Raw genomic sequence first — 26207 nt, forward strand, 5'->3', positions numbered from 1 at the left:
CCGGCTGGTCAGGTGGCCGGACGCGCCCTGGCGAACGTCAGCCGATGACCTTGTCGATGGACTTGGTCGCGGCCTCCCACGCGGCGTCGGGCTTGGTGCCGCGCTGCTCCATGTTGTTGATCTGGGTGGAGATGGTGTCCTTGATGGCAGCGTCCTTCGGGCCGAGGATCGTCTCGGGGATGGACTTGGCCTCATCGGCGTAGATCTGGCCGATCGGGGCGTCGTTGAAGTACGGCAGGGTCGCGTTCTTCACGTCCGGCAGCTCGTACGCGCCGGTGTTGGACGGGAAGGAACCGATCGCCTTGAAGACGGCGGCCTGCTGCTCGGGGGCGGTCAGCCACTTGACGAGCTTGGTGGCCTCGTCGACGTTCTTGCCGGACTTCGGGACACCGAGGAAGGAGCCACCCCAGTTGGCCGCGGTGGCGCCGGGGGCGGTGGTGATGTCCCACTTGCCCTTGTTCGCGTCACCGGCGTTCACGGAGATCTGACCGGCCATCCAGGCGGGGCAGGCCACCGTGGCGATGGTCCCCTTGCGCAGGGCCGCCGCCCACGGGTCGCTGAACTGGGCGAGACCCTGGGTCAGCTTCTTGTCCGCGGCCTCGGCGGCCAGGTTCCAGCCCTGCTGGACGCTGGGGCTCTCCTTGTAGATCGCCTTGCCGCTCTCGTCGTAGTACTGCTTCGCGTTGGAGCTGACGACGGCGTTGTACATGGCACTGGCGGAGTCCATGAAGTACGTGCCCGCGGGCGCCTTCTTCTTGTACTCCTCACCGAGCTTGAGGTAGTCCTCCCAGCCGCCGGTGATCTTGGCCGCGACCTCCTTGCGGTCGGTCGGCAGGCCGGCCTTCTTGAACAGCTCGGTGTTGTAGCAGAGCGACATCGGGCCGATGTCGGTACCCGCGCCGATCACCTTGCCGTCGGCCGTGGTCGCCTGCTTCTCCTTCCACGACACGAACTCCTTGACGTCGATGACCTTGCTCAGGTCGGCGAACTGGTCCGCCTTGGTGTCGACGAGTTCCTTGATGCGGCCGACCTCAAGACCCTGGACGTCGGCGAGACCGCTGCCCGCGTTCAGCTGCTGGAGCAGCTTGGGGTAGTAGACCTTCTCATCGGCGGTGGTGTCTTCCTTCACCGTGATGTTCGGGTGCAGCTCGTGGTACTTGGCGAAGAGACCGGCTTCCTTGTAACCGAACTGGCCGTAGTCGGCGACGGTCAGCGTGATCTTCCCGTTCGCGTCGGAGGACTCGTTCGAGTCGGAGTCGTCGCTGCTGCAGCCGGTCAGCAGCAGCGCCGAAGCGGTCAGGCCCGTGGTGGCCAGGACCGCGACTCTGCGGCTCCGGCCGGCGACGGTGCGGGTGATACGCATTCCACTACTCCTTGTTCCAGGGTGGGACTGGTTCACTGCGTGGCATACGCGCTGGTGAGTGCGGGTGCCGGATGGTTTTGGGGGGAGTACACGGGCAGTGCCGTTCACCCGGGGAATCCCCGCGTGATGTGGGAGCGCTCCCATGCGTCGATGTCGGAAGATTGCTGCCTGCGGGGGGTGGGTGTCAAGAGTTGAAGACGCTTCCGTTGCGCGAGCGTGTCCTGCAAGTCACGAGACCGTGTCCGGCCGAAGGCTTGCCAAAGCGGTGCGCCGCGTTGCGGCGCGCGGCGCGATTCCGAATTCCCGCAGGTGGGCGGCGGGTTGACAATGGATCTTGGTTGAGCCCTCGCGAAAAACCGGCCCCGGTGCCGGTTTTCCGGCATGGCCCGGAAACAGTCCACCGAAGCCCCGCGGACCCCGCCGGGAAGTGAACGGGGTGCGGCGCGGAGGGGGCGCGGATCCGGACCCGCGCGTTCTTTGCCCGAAGCCGGGGTCCGGATGGTGGCGGGGACGGGGGCGGGGACGGGGGTGGCGGCGAGGGCGCGGCGGGCGCCCCGGTGTCACGCTCCGCGCAGCCGGGTCAGGGTCGCTTCCAGTTCCTCCTGGGCCGCCTGGGCCGCTCGCTCCGGGTCGCCCGCGACGATGGCGGTGACCAGGGCACGGTGGCCGGTGTGGCCGTGGTGGGGGTCCTGGCGGCGCAGGCCCAGGAGGTCCACGAGGTCGATGAGGGCCTGGCGGAGGGCCGGGACGAACTCGGCGAAGAGGTCGGTGAGGACCGGGTTGTGCGCGGCGGCCACGACCGCCCGGTGCACCGCGATGTCCGCGTCCACGAAGTCCGCGTCGTCGACGCCCGCGCCCGCCTTCAGCCGGGCGGTGAGCGCCGCGTCGAGGGCGGTCAGGTCCTCGTCGGTGCGGCGGCGGGCGGCGAGGCGGGCGGCCTGGACCTCGATGAGCATGCGGACCTCGTAGACGTCGGTGACCGACGCCCTGCGCAGCCGTTCCGGCCAGTCCTCCGTGACGTGGTCCGCGACGACGAAGACGCCGGCGCCCTGGCGGGACCGGAGGAGGCCGAGCGTGGCGAGCGTACGGACCGCCTCGCGGACCGTGGAGCGGCCCACGCCCAGCTCGCGGGCGAGGGTCGTCTCACCCGGGAGCTTGGTGCCGACCGGCCAGTGCCCCTCGGTGATCCGCGTGCGCAGATGGCTGGTCGCCTGTTCCACGAGAGGGCTGGGGCGGAGGGGGCCGGACGGAGGCACGTCGTTCACCTGTCAGGTTGTCTGAGTGGTTGCGTTCTGGTTACTGTACCGCCCATGACGTACCGCGGTCTCCTCCTTCTCGGCTGCCGCGGCGGGGCCTGAAGCGATCGGCACCCCGCCGCGGGGTGCCGTGCTGTGCCGGTCGCATCCGGCGATGCGAGAAGAGACACCGTTCATGCCCGAGTTCATGTCCGCGGCCCCGTCCGACGCCCCTGCCCCGATGCACAGCTTCCCCACCATCTGCACCCCGCGCGGCCCGGTCCCCCAGGCGGCGCCCCGCTGGAACCCGCAACGCTCCAGCTCCATGCCCTCGCACCGCTACCGCTCCGCGTTCGACCGGGTCGCGGTCCCGCTGACCGGGCGGAGCTGGCCGCAGGCCCGTATCGAACGCGCCCCGCTGTGGGTGCCGGTCGACCTGCGGGACGGCAACCAGGCGCTGGCGGAGCCGATGGACACGCCGCGCAAGCGGCGGATGTTCGACCTGCTGGTCGCGATGGGCTTCAAGGAGATCGAGGTCGGCTACCCGTCCGCGAGCCGCACCGACTTCGACTTCGTACGCCACCTGGCGACCAGCGGGGCGGTCCCCGACGACGTCACCGTGGTCGTCTTCACCCCCGCCAAGGCCGACCTGATCGACCGGACCTTCGCGTCCGTGGCGGGCCTGGACCGCGTCGTCGTCCACCTCTACATCGCGACCGCCCCCGTCTGGCGCGAGGTGGTCCTGGGCCGCGACCGGGCCGAGGTGCACGGCGTGGTGCTGGACGCGGCCCGGCAGATGGACCGGCTGGCCCGGGCCAGGCCCGGCGCGGACATCCGGTTCCAGTTCTCGCCCGAGGTCTTCAACCTGACCGAGCCCGACTACATCCTGGAGATCTGCGACAGCCTCACCGAGCTGTGGGACGCCTCGCCGGACCGGCCGGTCGTCCACAACCTCCCGGCCACCGTGGAGATCGCCACGCCCAACGTCTACGCGGACCAGATCGAGTACATGCACCGCCATCTGGCCCGGCGGGACTCGGTGATCCTCTCCGTGCACCCGCACAACGACCGCGGCACGGGCGTGGCCTGCGCGGAGCTGGCGGTGCTGGCGGGCGCCCAGCGGGTGGAGGGCTGCCTGTTCGGCAACGGGGAGCGCACCGGCAACGTCGACCTGGTCAACCTGGCGCTCAACCTGCACGCCCAGGGCGTCGACCCGATGATCGACTTCTCGGACATCGACGAGATCCGCCGCACGGTCGAGCACTGCAACCGGCTGCCGGTGCCGCCGCGCCACCCCTACGGAGGCGACCTGGTGTACACCGCGTTCTCCGGCACCCACCAGGACGCCATCAGCAAGGGCTTCGCCCGCCGCGCGAACAGCGCGTCGGAGCTGTGGGAGGTGCCGTACCTGCCGATCGACCCGGCCGACGTGGGGCGTACGTACGAGGCCGTCATCCGGGTCAACTCGCAGTCGGGCAAGGGCGGCATCGCGCATCTGCTGCGCACCGGCCACGGGGTGGACCTGCCTGCCGGGATGCGGGCCGAGTTCTCCCGTACCGTCCAGGAGGCGACCGACGACAGCGGCGCCGAGGCCACCCCGAAGGACCTGTGGATCCTCTTCGAGGCCGCGTATCTGGTCCCCGGGCGGGACGGCGGGGTCGCCCTCACCTCCTGGTCGGCGCAGACCGGTCCGGCCGGTGAGCACCGCTTCGTCTGCACCCTGCGCGTGGACGACCGGGAGGGCGATTACGAGGGGACGGGCACCGGCCCGGTCACGGCGTTCGCGGACGCGCTGGCGGCGGCCGGGGTGGAGGTGGCGGTCCTCGAACTGTCGGAGCAGCACCCGGACGGGGCCGGGACGACGACCGCGTACGCGCGCTGCCGCGTCGGCGGCGAGGAGCGCTGGGGCGCGGGCCGGGACGCCTCGGGTGTGGCCGCGTCCGTGGCGGCGGTGCTGTCGGCGGTGAACCGGGGGTAGCGGAACGAGGTGCGCCCCCGGCCGGGAGGAAGGGGGGGTGCTCGACCCGGCCGGGGGCAGTGGGGCGCGCACCCCGGCCGGGGTGGGGGGAAGGGGGGGCCGGGCCGGGGTGCGCGGAGGGGGTGCGGTCCTGGGTGCGGGTCCTACTTGTACGCGCCGAATGCCTTGGTGAAGGCGAGCGGTTCCTGGGCGATCGAGCTGCACGAGGCGTCCGCGGTGGGCTTGGCGCCGCCCGCGCACTCCTTGTCCCGGGTGCCCGACCACATCGCGAGCCAGGCGAGGCCCTTCTCCTTCGCGAAGGCGACGAGCTGGGTGGCGTCCTCGACCTTGAAGACCTCGGTGCTGACGTCGTTCACGCCGATCATCGGGGTGACGGCGACGGCCTTCCACGCGTCGGCGTCGGAGAGCCCGAGGACGCCCTTGATCTGGGCCTGCGTGGCGGTGGCGGCCTGGATGGCGTAGGTGCCCATGTCGCCGCTGTAGGAGGCGCCGTAATCCATCGCCATGATGTTGACGGCGCCGACGTCCACGCCGTTCTTCTTCGCGTCCGCGATCAGGTCGACGCCGGGCTGGGTCAGGCCCTCGGGCATCACGGGGAGCGTGAAGGACACGTCCAGGCCGGGGTGCGCCTTCTGGAGCTGCGCGATGGCCTGCGAGCGGCGTGTGTTGGCGGCGGTGTCGGGGAGCGCGCCGCCCTCGATGTCGAAGTCGACCTTGGTCAGCTTGTACGTGTCGACCACCTTGCCGTACGCGGCGGCGAGGTCGGCCGCCGAGGAGCAGCGGAGGGCCAGTTCGGATCCCGCGGCCCCGCCGAAGGAGACCCGGACGTCGCCGCCGGCCGCGCGCAGGGCGCCGATCTGGGAGGCGACGTGGTCGTCGCCGAGGCCGGTGACCCCGCCCCAGAGCGGGGCGCAGCTGCCGCCGGAGGTGATGAAGGCGAGGTTGAACTGCTTGACCCCGGTCTTGTTCGCGGTGTCGACCAGGTCGTACGCGGGGTAGAGCGAGGTGTCCACGTACGGGGCGAAGCGGGCGCCGCTCGCGGTGGAGCCGCCGTCGTCGGTCTTCGTGGGGGTGGGGGTCGGCGTCGGGGTCGCCGTTTCGGTGGGCTTGTCGGTGGGGGTGGCCGTGGGGGTCGGCGTCGCGGACTCGGTGGGGCGGCCGCTGGGTTCGGGGGTGGCGCCGGGGTCCACGGAGCACTTCGCGCCGTCGATCAGGCAGCCGGTGGGGTCGGCCGCGGTGCCGTCGGAGGCGGTGACGAAGCCGACGGTGACGGACTGCCCGGCGGCCAGCTGCTTGTTCCAGCTCGCGGGGCGGACGGTGACGTGGTTGCCGCTGACGGTGTGTTCGCCGTTCCACAGCGAGCTGAGCTTCGTGCCCGCCGGGAGGTCGAACTCAAGGGTCCAGTCGGTCTTCGCCGAGCCGGTGTCGTTGGTGACGACGTACTGCCCGGTGTAGCCGCCGGTCCAGCCGCTGGTACGGGTGTACGCGGCGCCGACCGCCGATGCCTGCGCCGTCCCGGTGAGGGCGAACACCGTTCCGCCGATCACCGCCGCGGCGACGACCGAGCCGATCACCTTGGTCCTGGTGCCCATCGTGCGCCGGTGCGTACTGGTGCCCATCGCGTTCCTGCCTCGTCGTACGGGAGTGGGGGATGCGGGAGCACGCTAGCGGCTGCGGATCGGGCAAATGGGGCGAACCGGGCCGGGGTTGAGGTTCTTAGGACTGCCTTAAGGAGCGCATCGGCCGGGCTAAAGGTTGGCGCGTCCCACGCCCCGGCGGCGGCGCTGACGGCCCACCCGGTGGCCCCGTCCGCCGCCCTGCGGGCGCTGTCCGTCGAGCCCGATCCAGACCCGGACCTCCGTGCCGCCCAGCACCGAGCGGCCGATGCGCACGTCGCCGCCGGTGGACTCGGCGACCCGGCGCACGATGTCGAGCCCGAGCCCGGTCGAGCCCACCGCGTCCCGGGCCCCGCCGCGCGCCAGGGCCGCCTTCGGGTCGGCGATCCCGCCCCCGGCGTCCGAGACCAGCACGATCACCGCGTCACCGCTGTGGTGCACGTCGACCGCGAAGGCGGTGCCCTCCGGGGTGTGCCGGAAGACGTTGCCGAGCAACGCGTCGAGCGCGGCCGCCAGTTCGGGCCGGGCGACCGGGATGCGCACCGTACGGTCCACCCCGGCGAGGCGCACCTCGCGGCCCTCGTCCTCGGCCAGCGCGGACCAGAAGGCCATCCGCTCGCGGATCACCTCGGAGGCGTCGCAGCCCGCGCCGGGGCCGCCCGGCTGGGTCTGGGGGCGCTGCTCGCGGGCGGTCCGGATGATCGTGTCGACCTCGCGCTCCAGTTGTTCGACGGCCGCCCGGGTCTGCTCGGCCGCGGGGCCCTCGCCGAGCGACGCGGCGTTCAGCCGGAGGACGGTGAGCGGGGTGCGCAGCCGGTGCGAGAGGTCGGCGGCCAGCTCGCGCTCGTTGGCGAGGAGCTGGACGACCTGGTCGGCCATGGAGTTGAACGCGACGGCGGCGGACCGGAGTTCGTCCGGGCCCTCCTCGGGGACGCGGGTGCCGAGCCGCCCCTCCCCCAGGTCGTGGGCGGCGCCCGCGAGGCGGCGGGCGGGCTCGACCATGCGGATGCCGAGGCGGTCGGCCACGGCGACCGAGCCGACGATGAGCGCGACGCCGACGGCGGCCAGCATCAGCCAGGCGGTGGTGACCCCGTGGGACACGGCGGCCTCGGGGACGAACACCTCGACGACCGCGATGTCCCTGGGCCCCACCGCGGTCGGCTGGAGCAGCACGGACCCGCCGGTGACCCCGGTGATCGTGGCGCGCCCCGAGACCCGCACGGCCTCCAGCTCCTGGCGGGTGGCGCGGCCCTTGCCGATGTCGGCCGCGATGCCGTCGGGCTCGCCGGAGGCCGGGATGTGGACGGCCATCCGCCCGGCGGCGCCCGGTTCGGTGGTGAGGACGGCCTTTTCGAGCTGGGCGCGGTCAGTGGTGATGGAGAGGGTCGGTCCGATCGTGGCGGCCTGCCGTTCGGCGTCGGAGAACGCGCGGTCGCGGGCCATCTCCTTGACGACGAGCCCCAGGGGCACGGCGAAGGCGATGACGACCATGGCGGTGACGGCCAGGCAGACCTTGACCAGCGCCCATCTCATGCGGGCCGCTCCGGTGCCGGGGGCTGGAGCTTCACGCCGACGCCGCGCAGGGTGTGCAGATAGCGCGGCCGGGCCGCGGTCTCGCCCAGCTTGCGGCGGAGCCAGGAGAGGTGGACGTCGATGGTCTGGTCGTCGCCGTAGGACTGCTGCCAGACCTCGGCGAGGAGTTCCCGGCGGGGCACGACGACGCCGGGGCGCCCGGCCAGGAAGGCCAGCAGGTCGAACTCGCGGCGGGTGAGGTCGAGTGCGGTGCCGTCGAGTTCGGCCTGGCGGCGCAGCGGGTCGATGCAGAGCCCGCCGACCTGGATGACGCGCGGGGGCGGCGCCTCGCCCTCGGCGGCCCGGGCCCGGCGGAGCACGGCGGCCATCCGGGCCGACAGGTGCTCCACGGAGAACGGCTTGGTGAGGTAGTCGTCGGCGCCGTCGTTGAGGAGCCGGACGATCTCGCTCTCGTCGTCCCGGGCGGTCGCGATGATGACGGGCACGTCGGTGATGCCGCGCAGCATCTTCAGGGCCTCGGACCCGTCGAGATCGGGCAGCCCGAGATCGAGAATGACCACGTCGAAACGGAAGTGGGCGACTTCGCGCAAGGCTTCGAGCGCGGTGCCGACGCTCCGTACGGTGTGACCGGCCTCCGTCAGGTGCCGGATGAGGGCGGAACGTACAAACTGGTCGTCCTCGACCACGAGCACACTGGGCATGGGCGGCACCGTACGCCATCCGGTCTGCCCGGGTGTCATGTCCACCTGTTTCGTGGTGCAGGATGTTGATGATGCAACGAGGTCTGGTACACGCGCTGGCGTGGTCGCTCGCCACCGGCGCGGCGGTCACGGTCTCGTGGTGGGGTGTGCACTCCGTGCTCGCGGGCACGGTGTACGACCCGCCGCGCGCGGTGCCGGTCGCGGCGCCGACCACGGAGAGCCTGACGTCCTCGACGCACCGCCCCGCCCCCTCGGCCTCGCCGTCCCCCAAACCCCGGCCCACCACCCCGAAGCCGGCCACGCCCACGTCCCGCAAGCCGTCCCCGTCCCGCACCCCGGCGCCCAACACCCCCCGCCCGGCGTCCGGAACGACCGCGGCGGCCGGGAAGGCGCGGAGCTACGCGACCGACGGCGGCCGGGTCGTCTTCGAGATGGGGGCCGCGTCGGCGGAGCTGGTGTCGGCGACCCCGGAACCGGGCTGGTCGATGCAGGTGTGGTCCAACACGACGTGGATCCGGGTCAACTTCGCCCGGGACGACGGCACGACGGTCTCCGTCTTCTGCACCTGGAACGATCACGCGCCCCAGGTGGACATCGTCAACTCGTGATCACTTGAACGCGTCCGGGGGCGGCGGCGGTGACGGGCGGGCGTCCGCGTCGTGCACCGGGGCCGCGCCGCCGGTGAAGTCCGCGAGGGCGCGGCCGTGTTCGACGCGTCCGGGGTGCGGGTCGGTGGCGACGCGGCGGGTGAGCTGCGCGATCTCCGGCGCGGTGTCGGAGGCGAGCAGGACGGCGTTGCCGAAGCGGCGGCCCCGCCACACCGTGGGGTCGGCGGCGAGCGCGAGTGCGGGGAAGACCGTGGCGGCGGTGGCGATCTGGGCGCGCAGATGGGCCAGCGGCGGCCCGTCCGCGAGGTTGGCGACGTAACTCCCGCCGGGCTTCAGGACCCTGCGCACCTCGGCGAGGAATTCGGCGCTGGTCAGGTGGGCCGGGGTGCGGGCGCCGCTGAACACGTCCGCGATGACGAGGTCCGCCCAGCCGTCCTGGATCTTCCCGAGCCCCGCGCGGGCGTCGGTGGACCTGACCCGGATCCTGGCCTGCGGGTCCAGCGGCAGTTCTCGGCGGACCAGCTGCACGAGCGCCGCGTCCACCTCGATGACCTGCTGGGTGGACCGGGGGCGGGTGGCGGCGATGTACCGGGCGAGCGTGAAGGCCCCGCCGCCCAGGTGCACGACGTGCAGCGGCTGCCCAGGGGGCGCGACGAGGTCGGCGATGTGGCCGATGCGGCGCTGGTATTCGAAGGAGAGGTACGTGGGGTCGTCCAGGTCGACATGCGACTGCGGGGCCCCGTCGATCGTCAGCGTCCAGGCACGCCGGCGCTCCCGGTCGGGCACGAGCTCGGCGAGACCGCCGTCCACGGGCTCGGAGACGCTGTTCTCCGGGGCTCCTCGGCCCGCCCGTCCCTTGCGGTCGCCGCCGCCGGCCGCTCCTCGACGTGCCACTGCTTCTCGCCCCTGCCCACTGCTCACCGTGTCCGGGACGGGCCGATCCGCGCGGCCCGCCGTCCCGCCATTATCGGTGCGAGGGGCGCGCCCGGCTCAGCGGCAGTTGTCGGCGGCCTCGATCAGCCGGGCCGCCTGGTCGAGCGCGACGCGCAGCACGGCCGGGTCGGTGACCGGGGTGTCCTCGGCGGGCGGCAGCAGCCAGCCGCTGCCGGAGACCGGCGGCTCGGCGGGGATGCGCAGCCCCCGGCCGTCGGTCCGCGTACAGGCGCTGCCGGGTACGTCCCAGCCCTGCGCGGTGCCCGGCGGCACCAGGAACCCGAGGGTGTCGCAGGTGCCGTCGTGGATGACGGGTCCCACGACGTCCGGTGCCGCGCCCCGGCGCAGGATGTCCACGGCCTCCAGGCCCTGCCGGGCGGGCACGGTCACCAGATCGCAGGGTTCTTCGGCGGCCGCGGTGCCGCCGTTCGGCAGATCGATGTGCAACAAGGGACCTCTCCTCTCATCGCCGGAGCCGTATTCCGTCTCCACAGGGACCAACGCGCCGACGGCGTCAAGGGCTACGGTGCGACACCGCCGCAAAGGGTGGCAGTTCATGGCGGATCGCGGCCGAGATGCCCGGTTCATCCGGAAACGCTTCGTGTGCGACCTGTCACAGCGGGTACGTTCTTGCTCCGCCGGGACACCGGAAACGTCGCCCGGCTCGCACCGAGAGGGCCATGCCATGGTGTCGACACGGGCAGTTCCCAACCTCGCCTTCCGGCGGCTGCGCGGCCCGCGCTCCGCCGGGGAGTTCGCTGCCGCGGTCCGCAGGTCCGCTCGCGAGATCGGCGAGCAGGTCGCGTGCGACGCCCGGTACATCGGACGCGTGGAGTCCGGCGAGATCCGCTGTCCCAACTACGCGTACGAGCGGGTCTTCCTGCACATGTTCCCCGGGACGACCCTGGAGGACCTGGGCTTCTCGCCCCGCGCTTCGGTACGCGGGCGGGCGGCCAGGCCCGCGGCGGCCGCCCCGCCCCCGACTGCCCCGCCGCCGGAGCCCGGCGGCGACGACGAGGAGAGCGACGTGCTGCGTCGCGTGTTCATGACGAGCGGCACCACCACGGTGGCGGCCGTCTCCCTGGGGCTGGGCCTCGGTGGCCCGGCCGCCGCCGCCCTGCCCCTGCAACGCCGGGTCGGCGATACGGAGGTGAGCGCCGTCGAGCGGGCGGTGCGGCAGATCCGGGTGCTGGACGACCGGCACGGCGGCGACTGGCTCTACCGGCGCGCCTCGCAGCCCCTGCGGGCGGCGTACGCGCTGCTCGACGCGGGGACCGTCAACCGGCGCTCCACGGCGGACCGGCTGCACTCCGGCGCCGGTGAGCTGGCCATCTCCGTGGGCTGGCTGGCCCATGACTCGGGCCGCTTCGAGGACGCCCGCTCGCACTACGCGGAGGCGCTGGCGACCGCGCGGGTGGCCGGTGATCCGGCGCTGGAGGCGCACGCGTTCTGCAATGTGTCCTTCCTGGCCCGCGACACCGGGCGGCCGCGTGAGGCGGTGCGCGCGGCGGAGGCCGGTCAGCGGGCCGCCGAGCCACTGGGCTCGCCCCGGCTGCGGGCGCTGCTCGCGCTCCGGGAGGCGGGGGGCCGGGCCGGCCTCGGGGACCGGACGGGGTGCGAACGGGCGCTCGGCCGGGCGCACTCCGCGTTCTCGCGGGGGCCTTCGGGGGCGGACCCGGAGTGGATGAGCTTCTTCCGCGAGGCGGAGCTGGAGATGCTGGAGGCCCAGTGCTGGGCGGCGCTCGGTGAGTGGGCGCGGGCGGCGCGCCATGCGGACCTGGCGGTCCGGCTGCAGGATCCCCACTTCACCCGGAACCTCGCGCTGTACCGCGCGGAGCTCACCTGGGACCTGGCCCGGGGTGGCCGCCCCGAGGAGGCGGCCGCGGCCGGCCACGCGGTCCTGGACCTCCTGGACGACGTCCAGTCCTCCCGCATCCGCGCCATACTCCACACCACGGTGGGGGCCCTGGGGCCCCGGACGGGGGTGACCCGCGAGGTCCGTGACTTCCTGGACCGGGCCAACTCCAGCCTGTCCGGCGTTTGAGGACGGAACCCTCTGCCCCGGTCCGGGGCGCATCCGCCAGGCCCTCGGGCCAAGGACCCAGAACAGGCACCGCCCCCGTGCGCAACGGTTCCGTCCTCAATCGCCGGACGGGCTGGGTTTCACCGGCTGGCGGGATCCGTCAAGCGCCCCGGACGGGCTGAACCCCATTGCTCACCGCTCAAGGTGCCCCGTGTCGTTCCATTTCTGGATGGCCGGGGCGCCGTACGCCCAGCCCAGGACGGACAGCGACGTCGGTGCCAGCCAGATGCGGGCGCCGAAGGCGATGTCCTCGCCGAGCCAGCGCGCGCCGAGCGCCCGCAGGATGTGGCCGTGGGCGAAGACCAGGACGTCCCGGTCGGCGGACCGCGCCCACTCCACGATCTCGTCGGCCCGGGCCGACACCTCGGCGGTGCTCTCGCCCTCCGGCACCCCGTCGCGCCAGATGAACCAGTCCGGACGGCCCGCCTTGATCTCGGCCGGGGTCATCCCCTCGTACGCCCCGTAGTCCCACTCCATCAGCGCGTCCCACCGCTCCGCGCGGTCGCCGAAGCCGGCGAGCTCGCAGGTCTCGGCGGCGCGGACGAGCGGGCTGGTGCGGACCTCCAGGTCGTGGAGGTCCGTCCACGGCCCCCGGTGCAGCCGCTCGCCGAGCAGCTTGGCCCCCTCGCGTCCGGCGTCGAGGAGCGGGATGTCCGTCCTGCCGGTGTGCCTGCCGTTGAGGGACCATTCCGTCTGCCCGTGCCGGGCGAGCAGGATGCGCGGTGCCATAAGAGGGTTCTCCCTGAAAAGCCAAGACCTTGTCCCCATCATCCCGTATCCGCCGAAGAGGCAACCCGGCGGGCCGCGACGGCGTCCCCTTGACCACAGAGGAATCGCAGCAGCTGAGGGGTGCCGACCACACCCCCGGGGGACACGCGCCCGACGCGCACCGTACGGTTGAACGCCCGCAGTCGGCCGCATGAATACGTGATGGAGAAGTTCCGGATGCCGCACGCCACCACCGCGCCCGCTCCGCGCCACCGGCCCCGCTGGTGGACCGAGCTGCCGCTCCTGGCCCTGGTGTACGCGGCGTACTCCGGCGGCCGCCTCCTCGTACGCGGTGACGTGTCCACGGCCGTCGACCACGGACTGAGCATCCTGCGCGTGGAGAAGGCGCTGTTCCTGAACGCGGAGCACCCGCTCAACCGCCTCTTCACCGCGCACCCCTCCATAGGCATACCGTCCGACTTCGCGTACGCCTCCCTGCACTACGTGGTCACCCCGGCCGTCCTGATCTGGATGTTCCGCCGCCACTCGGCCGCGTACCGCAGGGCCCGCACCTGGCTGATGACCTCCACGATGCTCGGTCTGATCGGCTTCACGCTGATGCCGACGTGCCCGCCGAGGCTGCTGGACGCGAAGCACGGTTTCGTGGACACGATGGCGCAGTACAGCTCGTACGGCTGGTGGGGTACGGAGGCGAGCGCGCCGCGCGGCATGGGCGGGATGACCAACCAGTACGCGGCGATGCCCAGCCTCCACGTGGGGTGGGCGCTGTGGTGCGGCATCCTGCTGTGGCGCCACGCCAAGCACCCCGCGCTGCGCGCGGCGGGTATCGCGTACCCGCTGATCACCACGTTCGTCGTGATGGGCACCGCCAACCACTATCTGCTCGACGCGGTCGCCGGCTGCGCCGTGATGGGTGTCGGGGCGCTGCTCGCCCGGCCCGTGATGCGCCTCGCCGACCGGGTCAAGTCGGCGGTCCTGTCCCGCTTCTCGCGGGGTTCCGCGACGACGGGGTCCCCGGATGTCAGTGCCGGGTGCGAGACTTCGGCGGGTGACCGAATCCCCGGCCAGCGGACCTCCTCCGCAGAACCATCCGACGCGGCAGCAGCGGCCGGCCCGCCTGCCCGGGCCGACGGCGCCGACCGGACAGGACGCACCCCCGACGGGGACCCTGCGGCAGCGACTCGCTGAGCTGAGAGGCCCGGCGGTCGCCCCGCGCCCGCTGGACGCCCGCGCGCTCGCCGCCCTCGCCGCCAACCCGGGCTGCAAGCGCCGCGCCCTGCTGGACGGGGCCGGGGTCGACAAGGGCGCGCTCGCCTCCGCGTTGGGCTCACCGGCGCCGTTCGGCCAGTCCCAGTTCGCCTTCATGCGGGGCAACGCCTTCGAGGCCCGGGTCAAGGCCGACGGCGGTACGGAGCTGATGCGCCTGCTGCACGAGCGGCTCGGCGGTTCCGGTGAACCGCCGCGCGAGGTGGCGACGCCCGATCTGGCCGCCGCCGGGCCCGAGGGCCGCGCGGCCAGGACCGCGCTGGCGCTGCGGGAGGCGACGGAGACGGGCGGCTGGGCGCTGCTCGACCACCCGATGCTGGCCCTGGAGGTGGCGGGCTCCCCGGCCTATCTGGAGCCGGACGCGGTCGTGGTGCATCCGGACGGCACCTGGACCGTGGTCGAGATCAAGTCGTTCCCCATGATCGACGGCTCGGCGGACGCCGCGAAGGTGGGCGCGGCCGCCCGCCAGTCCGCGGTGTACGTGCTGGCCCTCGAACGGGTCGCGGAGGTCACCGACGGGGCGCGGGTGGGCCACCGGGTGCTGCTGGTGTGCCCGAAGGACTTCTCGAACCTGCCGGCCGCCTCCGTCGTGGACGTACGCAAGCAGCGGGCCGTCACCCGCCGCCAGCTGACCCGACTCACCCGCGTCGAGGAGATCGCCGCCGCCCTTCCCGAGGGCGCCTCGTTCGACCCGGAGCGCTCCCCCGAGGACCTGGAGTCGGCGGTCGAGTCGGTCGCCGCGGCCTACGCGCCGGAGTGCCTGTCCGCCTGCGAGCTGGCCTTCCACTGCCGGGCCCGGGCGCGGTCCGAGGGCGCCGTGGAGGCGCTGGGGCGCGGGGTGCGGGGTGAGCTGGGCGGGCTGACGACGGTCGCCGGGGTGCTGGCGGCCGCCGCGGGCAAGGAGGGCGATCCGGCCGATCCGGCGGTCGCCGCCCTGCGCAGGGCGGCGGCGTTGCGCGCCGAGGCGCTGGAGGGGCGGGCCGCATGTCGCTGATCAACACGCTGGCCCGGCTGGAGGCGGTGGAGAGCGGCCGGGCGCGGCCGACGGCCACCGTGCGCCACCGCCGGCTGACGGACCGGCCGCTCGTCCTGGTGCCGCTGACCACGGCGGGTGAAGCGGGCGCCCCGCTCGGCGCGCTCGTCGGCACGGACCGGGAGGCGCCCCGGCTGCTGGCGGTGGCCCAGCCGCGCGACCGGGACCTGCGGTTCGCGTTCCTCGCCGAGCTGGCCGAGGCGGTCCTGCCGCACATCGAGGCGTACGCGGACGTCATCGAGCCCGCCGAGCGCAACGAGACCGATCCGGCGACCGGGAAGCGGGTCAAGGTCGAGACGGAGCTGTGCGTGGACGCGGCCCAGATCGTCGTCCCGAGCCGGGCGGGCATCGAGTTCGTGCGGCTGCTCGGCCGCTCGATGCGCTTCCGCCGCACCGCCGAGGACGACCCGGACACGCCGTATCCGGCGCCCGCCCGGGTCCCGCTCCTCGGGCGCTGGCTGACGCATTACGGGGAGCGGGCCCGGGTCCCCGGCTCCTCCCAGCTGCTGTCCTGCACGGACCTCCTGAACCGGCACTGGGCGACCGGCCAGTCGAATCTGGAGGACCAGCACCTGGGGGCGCTGCTCGCCTGGATCGACCCGCCGGCCGGGGAGTCCGGTGCGGAGGCGGCGCTCCGGGCCGAGCTGGCCCGGGACGCGGCGGGGCAGCTGCTGTGCCCGCCGGCCGGCCCGGCCACCGATCCGGACTTCGACAACCGGCTGCTGGCCCCGGCGATCGAGAAGTACGACCGGGCGCGCTCCTCATTCGCGGCGGCCGAGGACGGGCTCGCCGCCGATGCCCGGCTGGCCGAGCTGTCCGGGGCCGAGCGCGAGATCAGGGCGCTGCTCGCCGGGGTGCTGCTGCCGACCTGGGACGCGGTGTGGCGGGGTCTCGACCTGCTGCGGGAGCTGCCCGAGGGGGCCAGGACCGAGGACCGCTGGACCCGGGACCGCTGGTCGTTCACCGCGCACCGCGACCGGGTCCGCTCCGGTGAGCCGCCCCAGCCGCGCCGGGACGACGCGGTGACGGCCGCCCGCAAGCTGGCCGCCCGGGAGACGGCCCAGGCGCAACTGGAGGCGCAGGAGGCGCTGGACGACCCGCTCGTCCTGGCGGGCCGGCGGCTCGCCGGGGAGGCGTTCCTCGCCGAGGTGAGCGCGGTGGAGATGGCGTACAGCGAGTCGAAGCGGCCCTCGCCGCGCCCGCTGGTCACGGTCCGCACCGAGGAGCGGCCGCAGCTGGGCGCGGGGGTGAAGGTCTACCGCTCGCTGGACGGCAAGCCGCAGACCGCCGAGTTCGTGGCGTACGGCCCGGCGGACGAGCCGGACGGCTCGGAAGGCGAGGGCGGCGAGGGCGGCGCGCTCTCGCTGGTGCTGCGGATCACCGACCGGATGGGGCGCGCCAAGGAGCCGGCCCCGGGGTCGGTCCCGGAGCCGGGCGACCGGATCGCCTGGACCCTGTTCGAGCACGACCAGCGCGGCGGGCCGCAGCTGCCGGACGCGGAGGAGACCCCGTGGACCCACGGCGGTCCGCCGGGCGGCCTCGAAGCGTCCGAGCTGCCCGATCCCGTGACCCCGGAGGACCTGCTGTGACGGCCGTATTCGACCCGGGCGCGGCGGCGGGCCTGGCCACCGCGAAGATCCTGGACGACACGCTGAACGGCACGGCCCGGGGCGTCGTCGTGGACTCCCCGCCGGGGGCCGGCAAGTCGACGCTGGTGGTGCGCGCGGCGCTGGAGCTGGCCGCGGCGGGCCGCCCGCTGATGGTGGTCGCCCAGACGAACGCGCAGGTGGACGATCTGGTGGTGCGGCTCGCGGAGAAGGACCCCGGGCTCCCGGTGGGCCGGCTGCACAGCAGCGACTCCGATCCGTACGACAAGGTGCTCGACGGCCTGGAGAACGTACGCAAGTCGGCGAAGGCGGCGGATCTGGCCGGGCTCGACGTGGTCATCTCGACGGCCGCGAAGTGGGCCCATGTGAAGAACGTGGAGCCGTGGGGGCACGCGATCGTGGACGAGGCGTACCAGATGCGCTCGGACGCGCTGCTCGCCGTGGCCGGGCTCTTCGAGCGGGCGCTGTTCGTGGGCGATCCGGGCCAGCTGGACCCGTTCTCGATCGTGGGCGCGGACCAGTGGGCGGGGCTGAGCTACGACCCCTCGGCCAGTGCGGTGAGCACCCTGCTCGCGCACAATCCGGAGCTGCCGCAGCACCGGCTGCCGGTCTCCTGGCGGCTCCCGGCGTCGGCCGCGCCCCTGGTGTCGGACGCGTTCTACCCGTACACCCCGTTCCGCAGCGGCACCGACCACGGCGACCGGCGGCTGTCCTTCGGGGTGGCGTCGGACGGGTCGGCGGCGGACCGGGTGCTGGACGAGGCGGCGGAGTCCGGCTGGGGGCTCCTCGAACTCCCGGCCCGGCACACCCCGCGCACCGACCCGGAGGCGGTGCGGGCGGTCGCCCTGGTGGTGCGCCGGCTGCTGGACCGGGGCGGCGCGGCCACCAGTGAGCGGTCGCCCGACGCGGCCCCGGTGACGGCGGACCGGGTGGCGGTCGGCACGGCCCACCGCGACCAGGCGGCGGCGGTGCGCGCGGCGCTCGCGGAGCTGGGCGTGACGGGGGTCGCGGTGGACACGGCGAACCGGCTCCAGGGCCGCGAGTTCGACGTGACCGTGGTGCTGCACCCGCTGTCGGGGCGGCCGGACGCCACCGCGTTCCACCTGGAGACGGGCCGCCTGTGCGTGCTGGCGTCCCGGCACCGGCACGCGTGCATCGTGGTCTGCCGGGAGGGCGTCGCCGATCTGCTGGACGAGCATCCGTCGACGGAGCCGGTCCAGCTGGGCGTCACGGTGAAGTTCCCGGACGGCTGGGAGGCGAACCACGCGGTGCTGGCGCATCTGGCGGAACACCGGGTGCGCTGGAGTTGTTGAGTGCGCCGGGGGCGCGCCTTGGTCGGCGCACGCCCTCGCGACGCAGACTTATGCCCCCTTGCGGCCGACAGGACAATGAAGGGTGGCCGTCCGGGCCGCCCGAGGAGGAAGACCCCATGGCACAACCCGAGCAAGGCGAGCAGCGGCGGCTGAAGCCCGCGTCCCTGCTCTTCGAGCCGGCGGCCGCCGTCGCGGACCCTGAGCACTTCTTCGACCTGGAGTCGATGGACGATCCGAAGGAGCTGCTGGGCCGGGCGACGGAGCTGGCCCTCGCGTTCCGCGCCGCGACCGACCGCGCGGTCGAGTTCCAGGCGATAGCGGCGGCCCAGCTGGCCGACCCGCGCCGGTTCGACCGGCTCACCACGGCGGACATCGCACAGCGCGCGGAGTGGACCGAGGACTACGCGAAGAAGATGGTCGAGTTCGGCCGCACCCTGCTGAACACGCCGCAGCCGTAGGGACTGACCGGCGCCCGGGTACGGGCCGCGGGTACCACCACCCGGCATATGCCCGGGCGAACCATACTCCTCGTGCGGTTCCCCTGTCCCGATTTCCGGCAACTCTCGGAATCCGGTTGATCACTCCGGGTAGACCTGTGCACATGACCGCATGGCTGCCCGACGAAACGACCCTGCACCACGGCGACGGACCCTGCCTCCGCGCCGGCCACGAGGCCGACCTGTTCTCGGTCCTGCGCGAGCCCGCGCGGAACCAGACGGCCCAGGTCACGGCGGCCGGTGCCGCGTGGCTGGCCGGGGCGACGGCGTACCCGCGCAGCGCCCTGGCCCAGTGGGAGTCGCGCCCGACGGCGCCCGGGGTCCTGCCGTGCGGCACGGCGTTCGACGTGGTGAACGTACCCACGCTGTTCGGGCGCCGGATGCTGGAGCACCTGTGGGCGGACGGTCCGGGCTCGGGTCCGGTCGCCGCGCACCGGGGCCGGATGCTGCTCTTCGCGTCCCCGGGCACGGCCCAGCGACTGCCGTCGCTGCTGGACTGGGAGGAGTGGGGCGGCGGCCCGCAGAGCCGTGACGGCGGCGGTACGAAGGTGCCCCCGCTACTCTGTCACGGCACCGGGGACGCGGTGACGGTCCCGCCCCTGACCTGCGACGAGAAGTACGCGGGGCCCCGCTGGCTGGTGGCGCCGGACACCCGGACCCCGTGGCTGCCGGGGCCGGACGTACTGCTCTGGGCGTGTGTCCGGGTGGCCCGGTCGGCGCCCGCTCCGACGCCCCGTATTTCGATTTTTCCTCTCACCGATCCGGGTGCTAAGGTCTACGACGTCAGCAGGCGCCGCTAGCTCAGTTGGTTAGAGCAGCTGACTCTTAATCAGCGGGTCCGGGGTTCGAGTCCCTGGCGGCGCACAGACGGAAGAAGCCCCTCGCGGAAGCGGGGGGCTTCTTCGTTGTCCGGTGCGGGTCCGGCGGCGGGCCCGGTCAGGTGCCCGTGGTGATGCGGACCGTGTACGCGCCCGAGGGCGTCCGGTCCGCGACCTCGATCGTGGCGTGCGCACCGGGCACGGAGTACGTCTCGCCGATGCGCAGCGGCGCGTCCGCGAGCGGCGGGTAGACCGAGCGCTCCCAGCAGGCGTCGCTGTCCGGATGCGTGTCGAGCACCTCGACCGGGCCACCGCCGGACGGGGTCTCGTTGTGCACCCGGTAGAGCAGGACGCCCTCGGCGCAGGTCGAGAGGTCGTTGCCGGTGGAGGCGCGCGCCTCGACGGCCACCGCGCTGCCCTCGCCGGTCCTGATGACGGCGAGCCGGGTGCCGAGCGAGGCGCCGGGCACGGGCACGTCGGCCATCGGTTCGAGGGTGACGACGCGGTCACTCTGGACGCAGACCACCTGCCGGTCGTCCAGCCAGCCCAGCTTCCACTTGTGCCAGCCGAAGAGGTCCGGGGCCAGGCCGAACTGGCTGCCCATGACGTCCCAGTCACCGACGTAGGTGTCCCAGTCGCCCTTGCCGTCGGTGGGCCGGTGGTAGAGGTCGGGCAGGTCGAAGACGTGTCCGGTCTCGTGCGCGAGGACGTTGTGGTCCGGCGGGTGCTGCTCGAAGACGGTGACGACGCGCCTGATGTCCGTACCGTCGGCGTGCAGCGGCCGGTCGAAGTTGACGACCTTGGTGGCGTCCGAGTCGACGCCGGGGGCGTCCGGGTCCGCGACGAGGTAGACGATGTCGTAGCGCGAGAAGTCGATCCGCCGGTCGGCCACGTGGATCGCGTCGCGCAGATAGGCGCTGCGCCGGTCGCTGGTCCAGTCGCGCTGTATGCCGTACCAGGTGGAGGGCTTCGGCATCCGGATCCACTCCCGCTGCGGGTGCGGGCGCAGCGTGAACTTCCCGTACGAGGCGCGCCGGAAGAACTGCGTGGTGGCCGGGAAGTAGTCGGCGGTGAGTTCGGCGGGGGTGGTGGCCGGCCTGGCGTCCGGGAACGAGAGGAAGACCATCACCGCGTCGAGGGGGTGGTCGGGGCGCGGGTAGGCGCCGTTCCAGCGGTCGACGCCGAGGGAGTGGTGCGCGGGGGTGCGGGGCAGCGCGCAGGGGGCGGCGTCCCCGGTGGCGGCGGCAGCGGGTCCGGCGACGAGGGAAGTGGCGACGAGCGCCAGCAGCGAGATCAGCCCGGCGGCCAGCGCGCGCGGGCTGGGCCGCTCCACCTCTGAGGGCCCGGGCTGACGCGGCACATCGACCTCCGGAACGGGGAGCGGACAGCTAGGGCCGCGGACGACTCCGGCGCGGCGCGCGGACCCTGGAACCCTCCCGTCCACCTTGTGCGGTTATGGCCGTTTCGTCACGCTGGACTCCCCCAGTCGTGTCGACCACCACTCCGCCGACTTCCTTCACAGACAGTCACAATCGATCACCCACGCAAGGCGAGAGAACAGAGGTGCGCAGAATCAATCAGTCGGGGACAAACCGGATCGCGCCCGCCTGGGCCGTGCGAGTCGTGGGCGAGGTGCCCGAGGGCCGGGGCGCTGGATCGGCGCGGGGCGCGCCCTCTATGCTTCACCTCGCTTTCCTGCGCGGTTTCCGCCTCTGACGACGGCACTCCACGCGGCGGGCCAGTCCGGCCAGAGGTGTCCGGGACAGAACTGCAGGGCGGAGCGAACGGTGAACGCAACCTCCGAAGGGCCGGGGCCCGAGGCGCCCTCCGCACAGCAACCCGGGGTCACACAGAGTCACGAAGCGTGTCCGCCCGGCGTGTCCGCCACCGAGGCGCACGACTACCGGGCCGCCTTCCGCGCCGCGACCCTGCCCATGGCCGTGGTCGACCACGAGGGCCTGATCGTCACCGCCAACGAGGCGCTCGGCGCGCTCGCCGGCACCGGGGCGGCTGCGCTCACCGCGCAGTCGGCGGCCGATCTGGTCGACCTCGCGGCGGACGCCCGCGCCTGGCACGCGTACCGCGAGGTGCTGCACGGCCGGCGCTCCCGCTTCCGCTGCACCCGCCGCCTCAAGCACCCCGACGGGCGCTCGCTGTGGGCCGAGATCACCGTCGTACCGCTGCCCGACGCCCGGCAGGCGCACCGCGACGACGTGCCCGGTCAGGTGCTGCTCTCCGTCGCGGACGTCAGCGACCGGCGCGAGCTGCAGAACCGGCTGCGCCACCTCCAGATGCACGACCCGGTGACCCGGCTGCCCAACCGGGCGCTGTTCTTCGAGCGGCTGTCGGCGGCCCTGCGCACCCCGCCCCACGAGGACGGCGCCGGCCCCCGCGTCGGGCTCTGCTATCTGGACCTGGACGGCTTCAAGGCGGTCAACGACACCCTGGGGCACCGCATCGGCGACCGGCTCCTCGCGGCCGTCGCCGCCCGGCTCACGGACTGCGCCGAGCAGGAGGGGGCGTACCCGTCCGGTGCCCCGCTGGTGGCCCGGCTCGGCGGCGACGAGTTCGCGGTGCTGGTCGAGGAGTCCACCGGCACCGAGCAGCTGACCGGCCTCGCGCGCACGGTGCTGGGCGCCCTTCAGCAGCCGTTCGACCTGGGCGGGCAGCGGCTCTCGGTGTCGGCGTCGATCGGCGTGGTGGAGCGGCCCGTCGCGGGCACGTCGGCCACCGGTCTCATGCAGGCCGCCGACACCACGCTGTACTGGGCGAAGGCGGACGGCAAGGCCCGCTGGACGCTGTTCGACCCGGAGCGCAACGCCCACCGGATGACCCGCCAGGCGCTGTCGTCCACGCTCCGCCCGGCCGTGGAGCGCGGCGAGTTCACCATCGAGTACCAGCCGCTGGTGGGTCTGGCCGACGGGGTGGTGCGCGGGGTCGAGGCGCTGGTGCGCTGGAACCACCCGCAGTTCGGCATGCTCGCGCCGAATCGGTTCGTCGCGATCGCCGAGGAGGACGGCTCGATCGTGCAGCTCGGCCGCTGGGTGCTGCGCTCCGCCTGCCGCCAGGCGAGGCGCTGGCAGCTGGACCACCCGGAGCGGCCGCCGCTGTTCATCAGCGTCAATGTCGCGGTGCGCCAGGTCTGGGACTCCGACCTGGTCACCGATGTCGCGGAGATCCTGGCGGAGTCCGGGCTCGACCCGGCGCTGCTCCAGCTGGAGCTGACCGAGTCGGCGGTGATGGGCTCGGCGGGCCGCCCGCTGCGGGCCCTCCAGGCGCTCAGCGACATGGGCGTGCGCATCGCCATCGACGACTTCGGCACCGGCTACTCGAACCTCGCCTACCTGAGCCGCCTCCCGGTGTCCGTGCTCAAGCTGGACGGCGCGTTCGTGCGCGGTTTCCGTTACGAGGACGGCACGCATCCCAGCCCCGCCGACGAGACGATCGTGGAGGCCATGGTCGAGCTCGCCCACCGGCTGGGCCTGACCGTCACCGCGGAGTGCGTGGAGACGGCGGGCCAGGCGGAGCGGCTGCGCCGGATCGGCTGCGACATCGGACAGGGCTGGCTCTACTCGCGAGCGGTGGCCCCGGAGCGCATCGCCGAACTGATCGGAACCCGCGCCCCGGGGGCGTAACCCTTACGCGTCGGGCAGACCGTACGCGTCCGCGATCAGGCCGTAGCTGCGCAGCCGGGCCTCGCCGCTGTGGGCGTTGGCGGTGATCATCAGCTCGTCGGCGCCGGTGCGCTTGGCCAGGTCGTCCAGGCCGGAGCGGACCTCGTCGGCGGTGCCGTGCACGATGTTGACCAGCCAGTTGTCCACGAACTCGCGCTCCATCGGCGAGAAGGCGTACGCCTCCGCCTCCTCGGGCGTCGGGACGAGACCGGGCCGCCCGGACCGCAGCCGGAGCATCGACAGGGCGCCGGTCAGCACCTGGCGCCGGGCCTCGCGCTCGTCGTCGGCGGCCAGCGCGGCGACGCCGATCAGGGCGTAGGGCGCGTCGAGCACCGTGGACGGCTTGAAGGAGTCGCGGTACAGCTCCAGGGCCGGGACGGTGTTCTGGGCCGAGAAGTGGTGCGCGAAGGCGAACGGCAGCCCGAGCACCCCGGCGAGCCGGGCGCTGAAGCCGGACGAGCCGAGCAGCCAGATGGGCGGGCGCGCCGGGGACTGGACGCCCCCCTCGGCGGTGGCCTGGACGGGTCCGGGGACCGCGTGGATGCGGGCGTAGGGGTGTCCGTCGGGGAAGTCGTCGTCCAGGAAACGGGTCAGCTCCATCAGCTGCTGCGGAAAGTCGTCCGCGCCCTCGTTCAGCCGGTCCGTGCGCCGGAGCGCCGCCGCCGTGGCGCCGTCCGTGCCGGGGGCGCGGCCCAGGCCGAGGTCCACGCGGCCGGGGGCCATCGCCTCCAGGGTGCCGAACTGCTCGGCGATGACCAGCGGGGCGTGGTTGGGCAGCATGACGCCGCCCGAGCCGAGGCGGATGCGCTCGGTGCGGGCGGCGGTGTGGGCCAGGATGACGGCCGGGGACGAGGAGGCGACGCCGGGCATCGAGTGGTGCTCGGCGACCCAGTAGCGGTGGAAGCCCCGGCGCTCGGCGAGCTGGGCGATCTCCACGCCGGTGCGCAGGGCCTGGCTCGCCGTGCGGCCCTGGCCGACGGTGACCAGGTCCAGCACGGACAGCGGCACGGGGGCGGTGCCCCGGGCCGTGCCGCGGATCTCGTCGCCCTGGATCTCGTCGCCTCGAATCTCGTCCACGTCTGGCCTCTCCGGTGGTGCGCGTCGGTGCTCGTCTGTCCGGAGAGCAGGAACAGGAGGAGGGCTCCGTTTATTCCGGGCGCACCCCTGGTGCCCCGTCTACTGGTCCTTCTTACTGTGCGCGTACGCCCGCCCGCTCCCCCGGCTCACCGGGGCCGGCGGCTGCTCGCGGTGGGCGAAGAGCGCACCGAGCCTCGGGGCCCAGGCGGGGCGGTCGGCCAGGCGCAGGGCCTCCCGGGCCGCCACCTGGTTCGCGGTGAGGACGGGCTTGCCCAGCGCCTCCTCCAGCTCGGGGAGGTGGGAGACGGTGTGCAGGGCCGTGTCGGGGATCAGGACGGCCTCGGCCTCGGGACTGTCGGCCGCCCTGGCCAGGTCGAGCACCTGCTCCGCGCTCCAGACGGCGGCCTCGGCGGCCTCGGTGACGCCCGCCGCGTGGGTGCCGGTCACCTCCATGCCGGTCTCCCGGAGGAACGCGGAGAACCGCTCGGCGACCGCTTCCGGGTAGGTCGCGGCGACCGCGACGCGCTCGGCGCCCAGCTTCCGCACCGCGTGGACGAAGCCGATCGAGGTGCTGGACGCGGGCACGCCCGCCGCCCGGGCGAGGGCCGCGACCTGGTCGTGGGCGCCCTGCCACCCGTACAGGAAGCTGCCTCCGTCGCAGGCCCAGACGATGGACTGGACCCCGGAGCGCTGCAGCTCCTCGATGCCCGCGGCGAGCCGGCCGGGGGTGCCCAGGGCGCTCAGGGGCTCCTCGCGGTAGGCGGCGTCCGGGCTCTCGGTGTGGTGGACGACGAGTCTGATGGTGCTGTCGAGGAGGATCTCCATGCGCGGATAGTCGTCCTCGGCGAAGTGGCCCGGGTAGAGGAATCCGACGGTCGTCATGTCCACCCTTTCTCAGCGCCTGCGTCTGTGCCCCGCGGGTCCGCGGCGGCACTGACCGGTTTCCCCGCTCCTCTTCCAGTATTCCGCCATCCGCCCCGGATATCGCCCCGGGCGGGCCGGGCGCGCATGAACGGCGGGCGGCCGGGCATCCGTCGCGGTACGGAGCCGGGGTACGGGACATCCCGCGCAAACACCGCCTTCCCGCCCGCCCGCGGACACGGGAAGGTCACCCTCCGGCCACCGTTCGATTACATGCGCCTTCTTCCTGAATAGAAACCCCGGATCGGGCAGGCGCCAAGCCTGTCCGGACTGTTCGAACCCTTCAGGAGATTGCGAACCATGGCTGACTTCCCGAACCTGTCCCGCCGGGGATTTCTCAACCGATCGGCAGCGGTGGGCGGTCTGCTCGTCGTCCCCGGCCTCCTCGCCGCGTGCAGCAAGACCGGTGAGGGCTCCGCCGACGGCGAAGGCGCACTGGAAAAGCTCCGCAAGCAGGGTTTCGTACGGGTCGCCTACGCGGATGAGGCGCCGTACGGCTACATGGAGGGCAAGGAACTCAAGGGCGAGGCGCCCACGTTGCACCGCGAGATCTTCAAGGCCCTCGGCGTGGACGAGCTGAAGCCCACCCTGTCCGAGTGGGACGGCCTGATCCCCGGTCTCCAGGCCGGCAAGTACGACGTGGTCAGTGCCGGTATGGCGATCACCCCGGACCGCTGCGCCAACGCCCTCTTCTCGGAGCCGGAGTTCATCTCGCCGACCGCGATGATGGTGAAGAAGGGCAACCCGAAGAAGGTCACCGACCTCGCCTCCGCGAAGGAGGCCGGGATCACCATCGGGGTGATGGCGGGCGCGGTCGAGGGGTCGTACGCCAAGGGCGCCGGCATCCCCGAGGGCAAGATCAAGACGCTTCAGAAGCCGCAGGACGGCGCGGACGCGGTCAAGGGCGGCCGGGTCGACGCGTTCCTGCTCACCGGGATCTCGCTGCGCTGGCTCGCCAAGACCAACGAGGGCACGGAGGTCACCGAGGCGTTCCTGCCCGAGGTGGACGGCGCGAAGCAGTACAGCCCCGGCGGCGCGGTCTTCCGCAAGGGCAACGAGGAGCTGCGCGACGCGTTCAACCGCGAGCTGAAGAAGATCGTCGCCGACAAGTCCCGCTATGTGGAGCTCCTGCGCGACTACGGCTTCGGGGCGACCGAACTGCCGCCGGCCACGCTGAAGACGGCCGATCTGTGCAAGGGCTGACAGGGACGGTACCCACCGC

Annotated in this window: 22 protein-coding genes and 1 tRNA gene; 12 read left to right on the forward strand and 11 right to left on the reverse strand. The window is 73.3% G+C overall.

Translation table 11 applies throughout. The annotated features are described in order from the left end of the window. Positions 1-37 precede the first annotated feature (37 nt). Both OHS17_RS11610 and OHS17_RS11615 read right to left on the reverse strand, forming a co-directional pair. Positions 38-1363, reverse strand: a complete 1326-nt coding sequence (locus OHS17_RS11610) for an ABC transporter substrate-binding protein (RefSeq protein ID WP_330312102.1) — start codon at positions 1361-1363, stop codon at positions 38-40. A gap of 560 nt (positions 1364-1923) precedes the next feature. After that, positions 1924-2619, reverse strand: a complete 696-nt coding sequence (locus OHS17_RS11615; RefSeq protein WP_330315225.1) for a FadR/GntR family transcriptional regulator — start codon at positions 2617-2619, stop codon at positions 1924-1926. Positions 2620-2794: 175 nt separating this feature from the next. Between OHS17_RS11615 and OHS17_RS11620 the strand changes: the two genes are divergently transcribed. Then, entirely contained in the window at positions 2795-4576 is a 1782-nt protein-coding gene (locus OHS17_RS11620) for a 2-isopropylmalate synthase (protein WP_330312103.1), read from the forward strand. 143 nt (positions 4577-4719) lie between these two features. Here the strand turns inward: OHS17_RS11620 and OHS17_RS11625 are convergent, their stop codons facing one another. The 3 genes from OHS17_RS11625 to OHS17_RS11635 form a co-directional block, all read right to left on the reverse strand. Then, on the reverse strand, positions 4720-6195 hold the full coding sequence (locus OHS17_RS11625) for a glycoside hydrolase family 18 protein (RefSeq protein WP_330312104.1): 1476 nt from the start codon (positions 6193-6195) through the stop codon (positions 4720-4722). 129 nt (positions 6196-6324) lie between these two features. Then, positions 6325-7725 carry a HAMP domain-containing sensor histidine kinase gene (locus OHS17_RS11630; protein WP_018105711.1) on the reverse strand — a complete coding sequence of 467 codons (1401 nt, stop codon included), beginning with the start codon at positions 7723-7725 and terminating at the stop codon, positions 6325-6327. Continuing rightward, the gene (locus tag OHS17_RS11635; RefSeq protein ID WP_330312105.1) at positions 7722-8426 is read right to left on the reverse strand and encodes a response regulator transcription factor; all 705 of its coding nucleotides are present in this window, start codon (positions 8424-8426) and stop codon (positions 7722-7724) included. The genes OHS17_RS11630 and OHS17_RS11635 overlap by 4 nt, the downstream gene beginning before the upstream one ends. Positions 8427-8494: 68 nt before the next feature. On the opposite strand from OHS17_RS11635, the gene OHS17_RS11640 reads away from it, so the two are divergent. Further along, a complete protein-coding gene (locus OHS17_RS11640) occupies positions 8495-9034 on the forward strand; it encodes a hypothetical protein (protein WP_330312106.1) in 540 nt (179 codons plus the stop codon). Here OHS17_RS11640 and OHS17_RS11645 read toward each other — a convergent pair whose 3' ends face one another. Both OHS17_RS11645 and OHS17_RS11650 read right to left on the reverse strand, forming a co-directional pair. Then, on the reverse strand, positions 9035-9928 hold the full coding sequence (locus OHS17_RS11645; protein WP_330312107.1) for a spermidine synthase: 894 nt from the start codon (positions 9926-9928) through the stop codon (positions 9035-9037). A gap of 96 nt (positions 9929-10024) precedes the next feature. Continuing rightward, on the reverse strand, positions 10025-10414 hold the full coding sequence (locus OHS17_RS11650) for a hypothetical protein (RefSeq protein ID WP_330315226.1): 390 nt from the start codon (positions 10412-10414) through the stop codon (positions 10025-10027). Between the two features lie 238 nt (positions 10415-10652). On the opposite strand from OHS17_RS11650, the gene OHS17_RS11655 reads away from it, so the two are divergent. After that, complete coding sequence (locus OHS17_RS11655) at positions 10653-12011, forward strand: tetratricopeptide repeat protein (protein WP_330312108.1); 1359 nt, start codon at positions 10653-10655, stop codon at positions 12009-12011. A 171-nt stretch (positions 12012-12182) separates the two neighbouring features. Here OHS17_RS11655 and OHS17_RS11660 read toward each other — a convergent pair whose 3' ends face one another. After that, positions 12183-12779 carry a histidine phosphatase family protein gene (locus tag OHS17_RS11660; RefSeq protein ID WP_330312109.1) on the reverse strand — a complete coding sequence of 199 codons (597 nt, stop codon included), beginning with the start codon at positions 12777-12779 and terminating at the stop codon, positions 12183-12185. A gap of 216 nt (positions 12780-12995) precedes the next feature. Between OHS17_RS11660 and OHS17_RS11665 the strand changes: the two genes are divergently transcribed. From OHS17_RS11665 to OHS17_RS11695, 7 genes are all read left to right on the forward strand, one after another. Then, a complete protein-coding gene (locus OHS17_RS11665) occupies positions 12996-13967 on the forward strand; it encodes a phosphatase PAP2 family protein (RefSeq protein ID WP_330315227.1) in 972 nt (323 codons plus the stop codon). Next, positions 13948-15039: a hypothetical protein gene (locus OHS17_RS11670; RefSeq protein ID WP_330315228.1), complete on the forward strand. Its 1092-nt coding sequence runs from the start codon at positions 13948-13950 to the stop codon at positions 15037-15039. The genes OHS17_RS11665 and OHS17_RS11670 overlap by 20 nt, the downstream gene beginning before the upstream one ends. Then, complete coding sequence (locus OHS17_RS11675; protein ID WP_330312110.1) at positions 15030-16667, forward strand: hypothetical protein; 1638 nt, start codon at positions 15030-15032, stop codon at positions 16665-16667. Before OHS17_RS11670 ends, OHS17_RS11675 begins: the two co-directional genes overlap by 10 nt. Beyond that, positions 16664-17998 carry an AAA domain-containing protein gene (locus OHS17_RS11680; RefSeq protein ID WP_018105701.1) on the forward strand — a complete coding sequence of 445 codons (1335 nt, stop codon included), beginning with the start codon at positions 16664-16666 and terminating at the stop codon, positions 17996-17998. Before OHS17_RS11675 ends, OHS17_RS11680 begins: the two co-directional genes overlap by 4 nt. A gap of 116 nt (positions 17999-18114) precedes the next feature. Further along, positions 18115-18456, forward strand: coding sequence for a hypothetical protein (locus OHS17_RS11685; protein ID WP_330312111.1), 342 nt, complete (start codon positions 18115-18117; stop codon positions 18454-18456). Positions 18457-18599: 143 nt separating this feature from the next. Beyond that, on the forward strand, positions 18600-19295 hold the full coding sequence (locus OHS17_RS11690; RefSeq protein WP_161212910.1) for a bifunctional DNA primase/polymerase: 696 nt from the start codon (positions 18600-18602) through the stop codon (positions 19293-19295). Continuing rightward, positions 19286-19359, forward strand: a tRNA-Lys gene (locus OHS17_RS11695). Before OHS17_RS11690 ends, OHS17_RS11695 begins: the two co-directional genes overlap by 10 nt. A 72-nt stretch (positions 19360-19431) precedes the next feature. Here OHS17_RS11695 and OHS17_RS11700 read toward each other — a convergent pair. Then, positions 19432-20646 carry a M6 family metalloprotease domain-containing protein gene (locus OHS17_RS11700; RefSeq protein ID WP_443066167.1) on the reverse strand — a complete coding sequence of 405 codons (1215 nt, stop codon included), beginning with the start codon at positions 20644-20646 and terminating at the stop codon, positions 19432-19434. 454 nt (positions 20647-21100) lie between these two features. Between OHS17_RS11700 and OHS17_RS11705 the strand changes: the two genes are divergently transcribed. Beyond that, a complete protein-coding gene (locus OHS17_RS11705) occupies positions 21101-22948 on the forward strand; it encodes a putative bifunctional diguanylate cyclase/phosphodiesterase (RefSeq protein WP_443066131.1) in 1848 nt (615 codons plus the stop codon). Positions 22949-22951: 3 nt separating this feature from the next. Here the strand turns inward: OHS17_RS11705 and OHS17_RS11710 are convergent, their stop codons facing one another. Further along, positions 22952-24064: an LLM class flavin-dependent oxidoreductase gene (locus OHS17_RS11710; RefSeq protein ID WP_330312114.1), complete on the reverse strand. Its 1113-nt coding sequence runs from the start codon at positions 24062-24064 to the stop codon at positions 22952-22954. 99 nt (positions 24065-24163) lie between these two features. Beyond that, the gene (locus OHS17_RS11715) at positions 24164-24946 is read right to left on the reverse strand and encodes a maleate cis-trans isomerase family protein (RefSeq protein WP_330312115.1); all 783 of its coding nucleotides are present in this window, start codon (positions 24944-24946) and stop codon (positions 24164-24166) included. Positions 24947-25285: 339 nt separating this feature from the next. Between OHS17_RS11715 and ehuB the strand changes: the two genes are divergently transcribed. Beyond that, positions 25286-26188, forward strand: coding sequence for an ectoine/hydroxyectoine ABC transporter substrate-binding protein EhuB (gene ehuB, locus OHS17_RS11720; protein ID WP_018105695.1), 903 nt, complete (start codon positions 25286-25288; stop codon positions 26186-26188). Positions 26189-26207 lie beyond the last annotated feature (19 nt).

It is taken from the genome of Streptomyces sp. NBC_00523 (genome assembly GCF_036346615.1).
Lineage (GTDB): Bacteria > Actinomycetota > Actinomycetes > Streptomycetales > Streptomycetaceae > Streptomyces.

Excerpts from the sequence above, each read along its gene's own strand:
- OHS17_RS11610 (WP_330312102.1), bottom strand. The coding sequence starts at position 1,363 with ATGCGTATCACCCGCACCGTCGCCGGCCGGAGCCGCAGAGTCGCGGTC.
- OHS17_RS11620 (WP_330312103.1), top strand. The coding sequence starts at position 2,795 with ATGCCCGAGTTCATGTCCGCGGCCCCGTCCGACGCCCCTGCCCCGATG.
- OHS17_RS11625 (WP_330312104.1), bottom strand. The coding sequence starts at position 6,195 with ATGGGCACCAGTACGCACCGGCGCACGATGGGCACCAGGACCAAGGTG.
- OHS17_RS11630 (WP_018105711.1), bottom strand. The coding sequence starts at position 7,725 with ATGAGATGGGCGCTGGTCAAGGTCTGCCTGGCCGTCACCGCCATGGTC.
- OHS17_RS11635 (WP_330312105.1), bottom strand. The coding sequence starts at position 8,426 with ATGCCCAGTGTGCTCGTGGTCGAGGACGACCAGTTTGTACGTTCCGCC.
- OHS17_RS11640 (WP_330312106.1), top strand. The coding sequence starts at position 8,495 with ATGATGCAACGAGGTCTGGTACACGCGCTGGCGTGGTCGCTCGCCACC.
- OHS17_RS11655 (WP_330312108.1), top strand. The coding sequence starts at position 10,653 with ATGGTGTCGACACGGGCAGTTCCCAACCTCGCCTTCCGGCGGCTGCGC.
- OHS17_RS11660 (WP_330312109.1), bottom strand. The coding sequence starts at position 12,779 with ATGGCACCGCGCATCCTGCTCGCCCGGCACGGGCAGACGGAATGGTCC.
- OHS17_RS11665 (WP_330315227.1), top strand. The coding sequence starts at position 12,996 with ATGCCGCACGCCACCACCGCGCCCGCTCCGCGCCACCGGCCCCGCTGG.
- OHS17_RS11675 (WP_330312110.1), top strand. The coding sequence starts at position 15,030 with ATGTCGCTGATCAACACGCTGGCCCGGCTGGAGGCGGTGGAGAGCGGC.
- OHS17_RS11685 (WP_330312111.1), top strand. The coding sequence starts at position 18,115 with ATGGCACAACCCGAGCAAGGCGAGCAGCGGCGGCTGAAGCCCGCGTCC.
- OHS17_RS11690 (WP_161212910.1), top strand. The coding sequence starts at position 18,600 with ATGACCGCATGGCTGCCCGACGAAACGACCCTGCACCACGGCGACGGA.
- OHS17_RS11715 (WP_330312115.1), bottom strand. The coding sequence starts at position 24,946 with ATGACGACCGTCGGATTCCTCTACCCGGGCCACTTCGCCGAGGACGAC.
- ehuB (WP_018105695.1), top strand. The coding sequence starts at position 25,286 with ATGGCTGACTTCCCGAACCTGTCCCGCCGGGGATTTCTCAACCGATCG.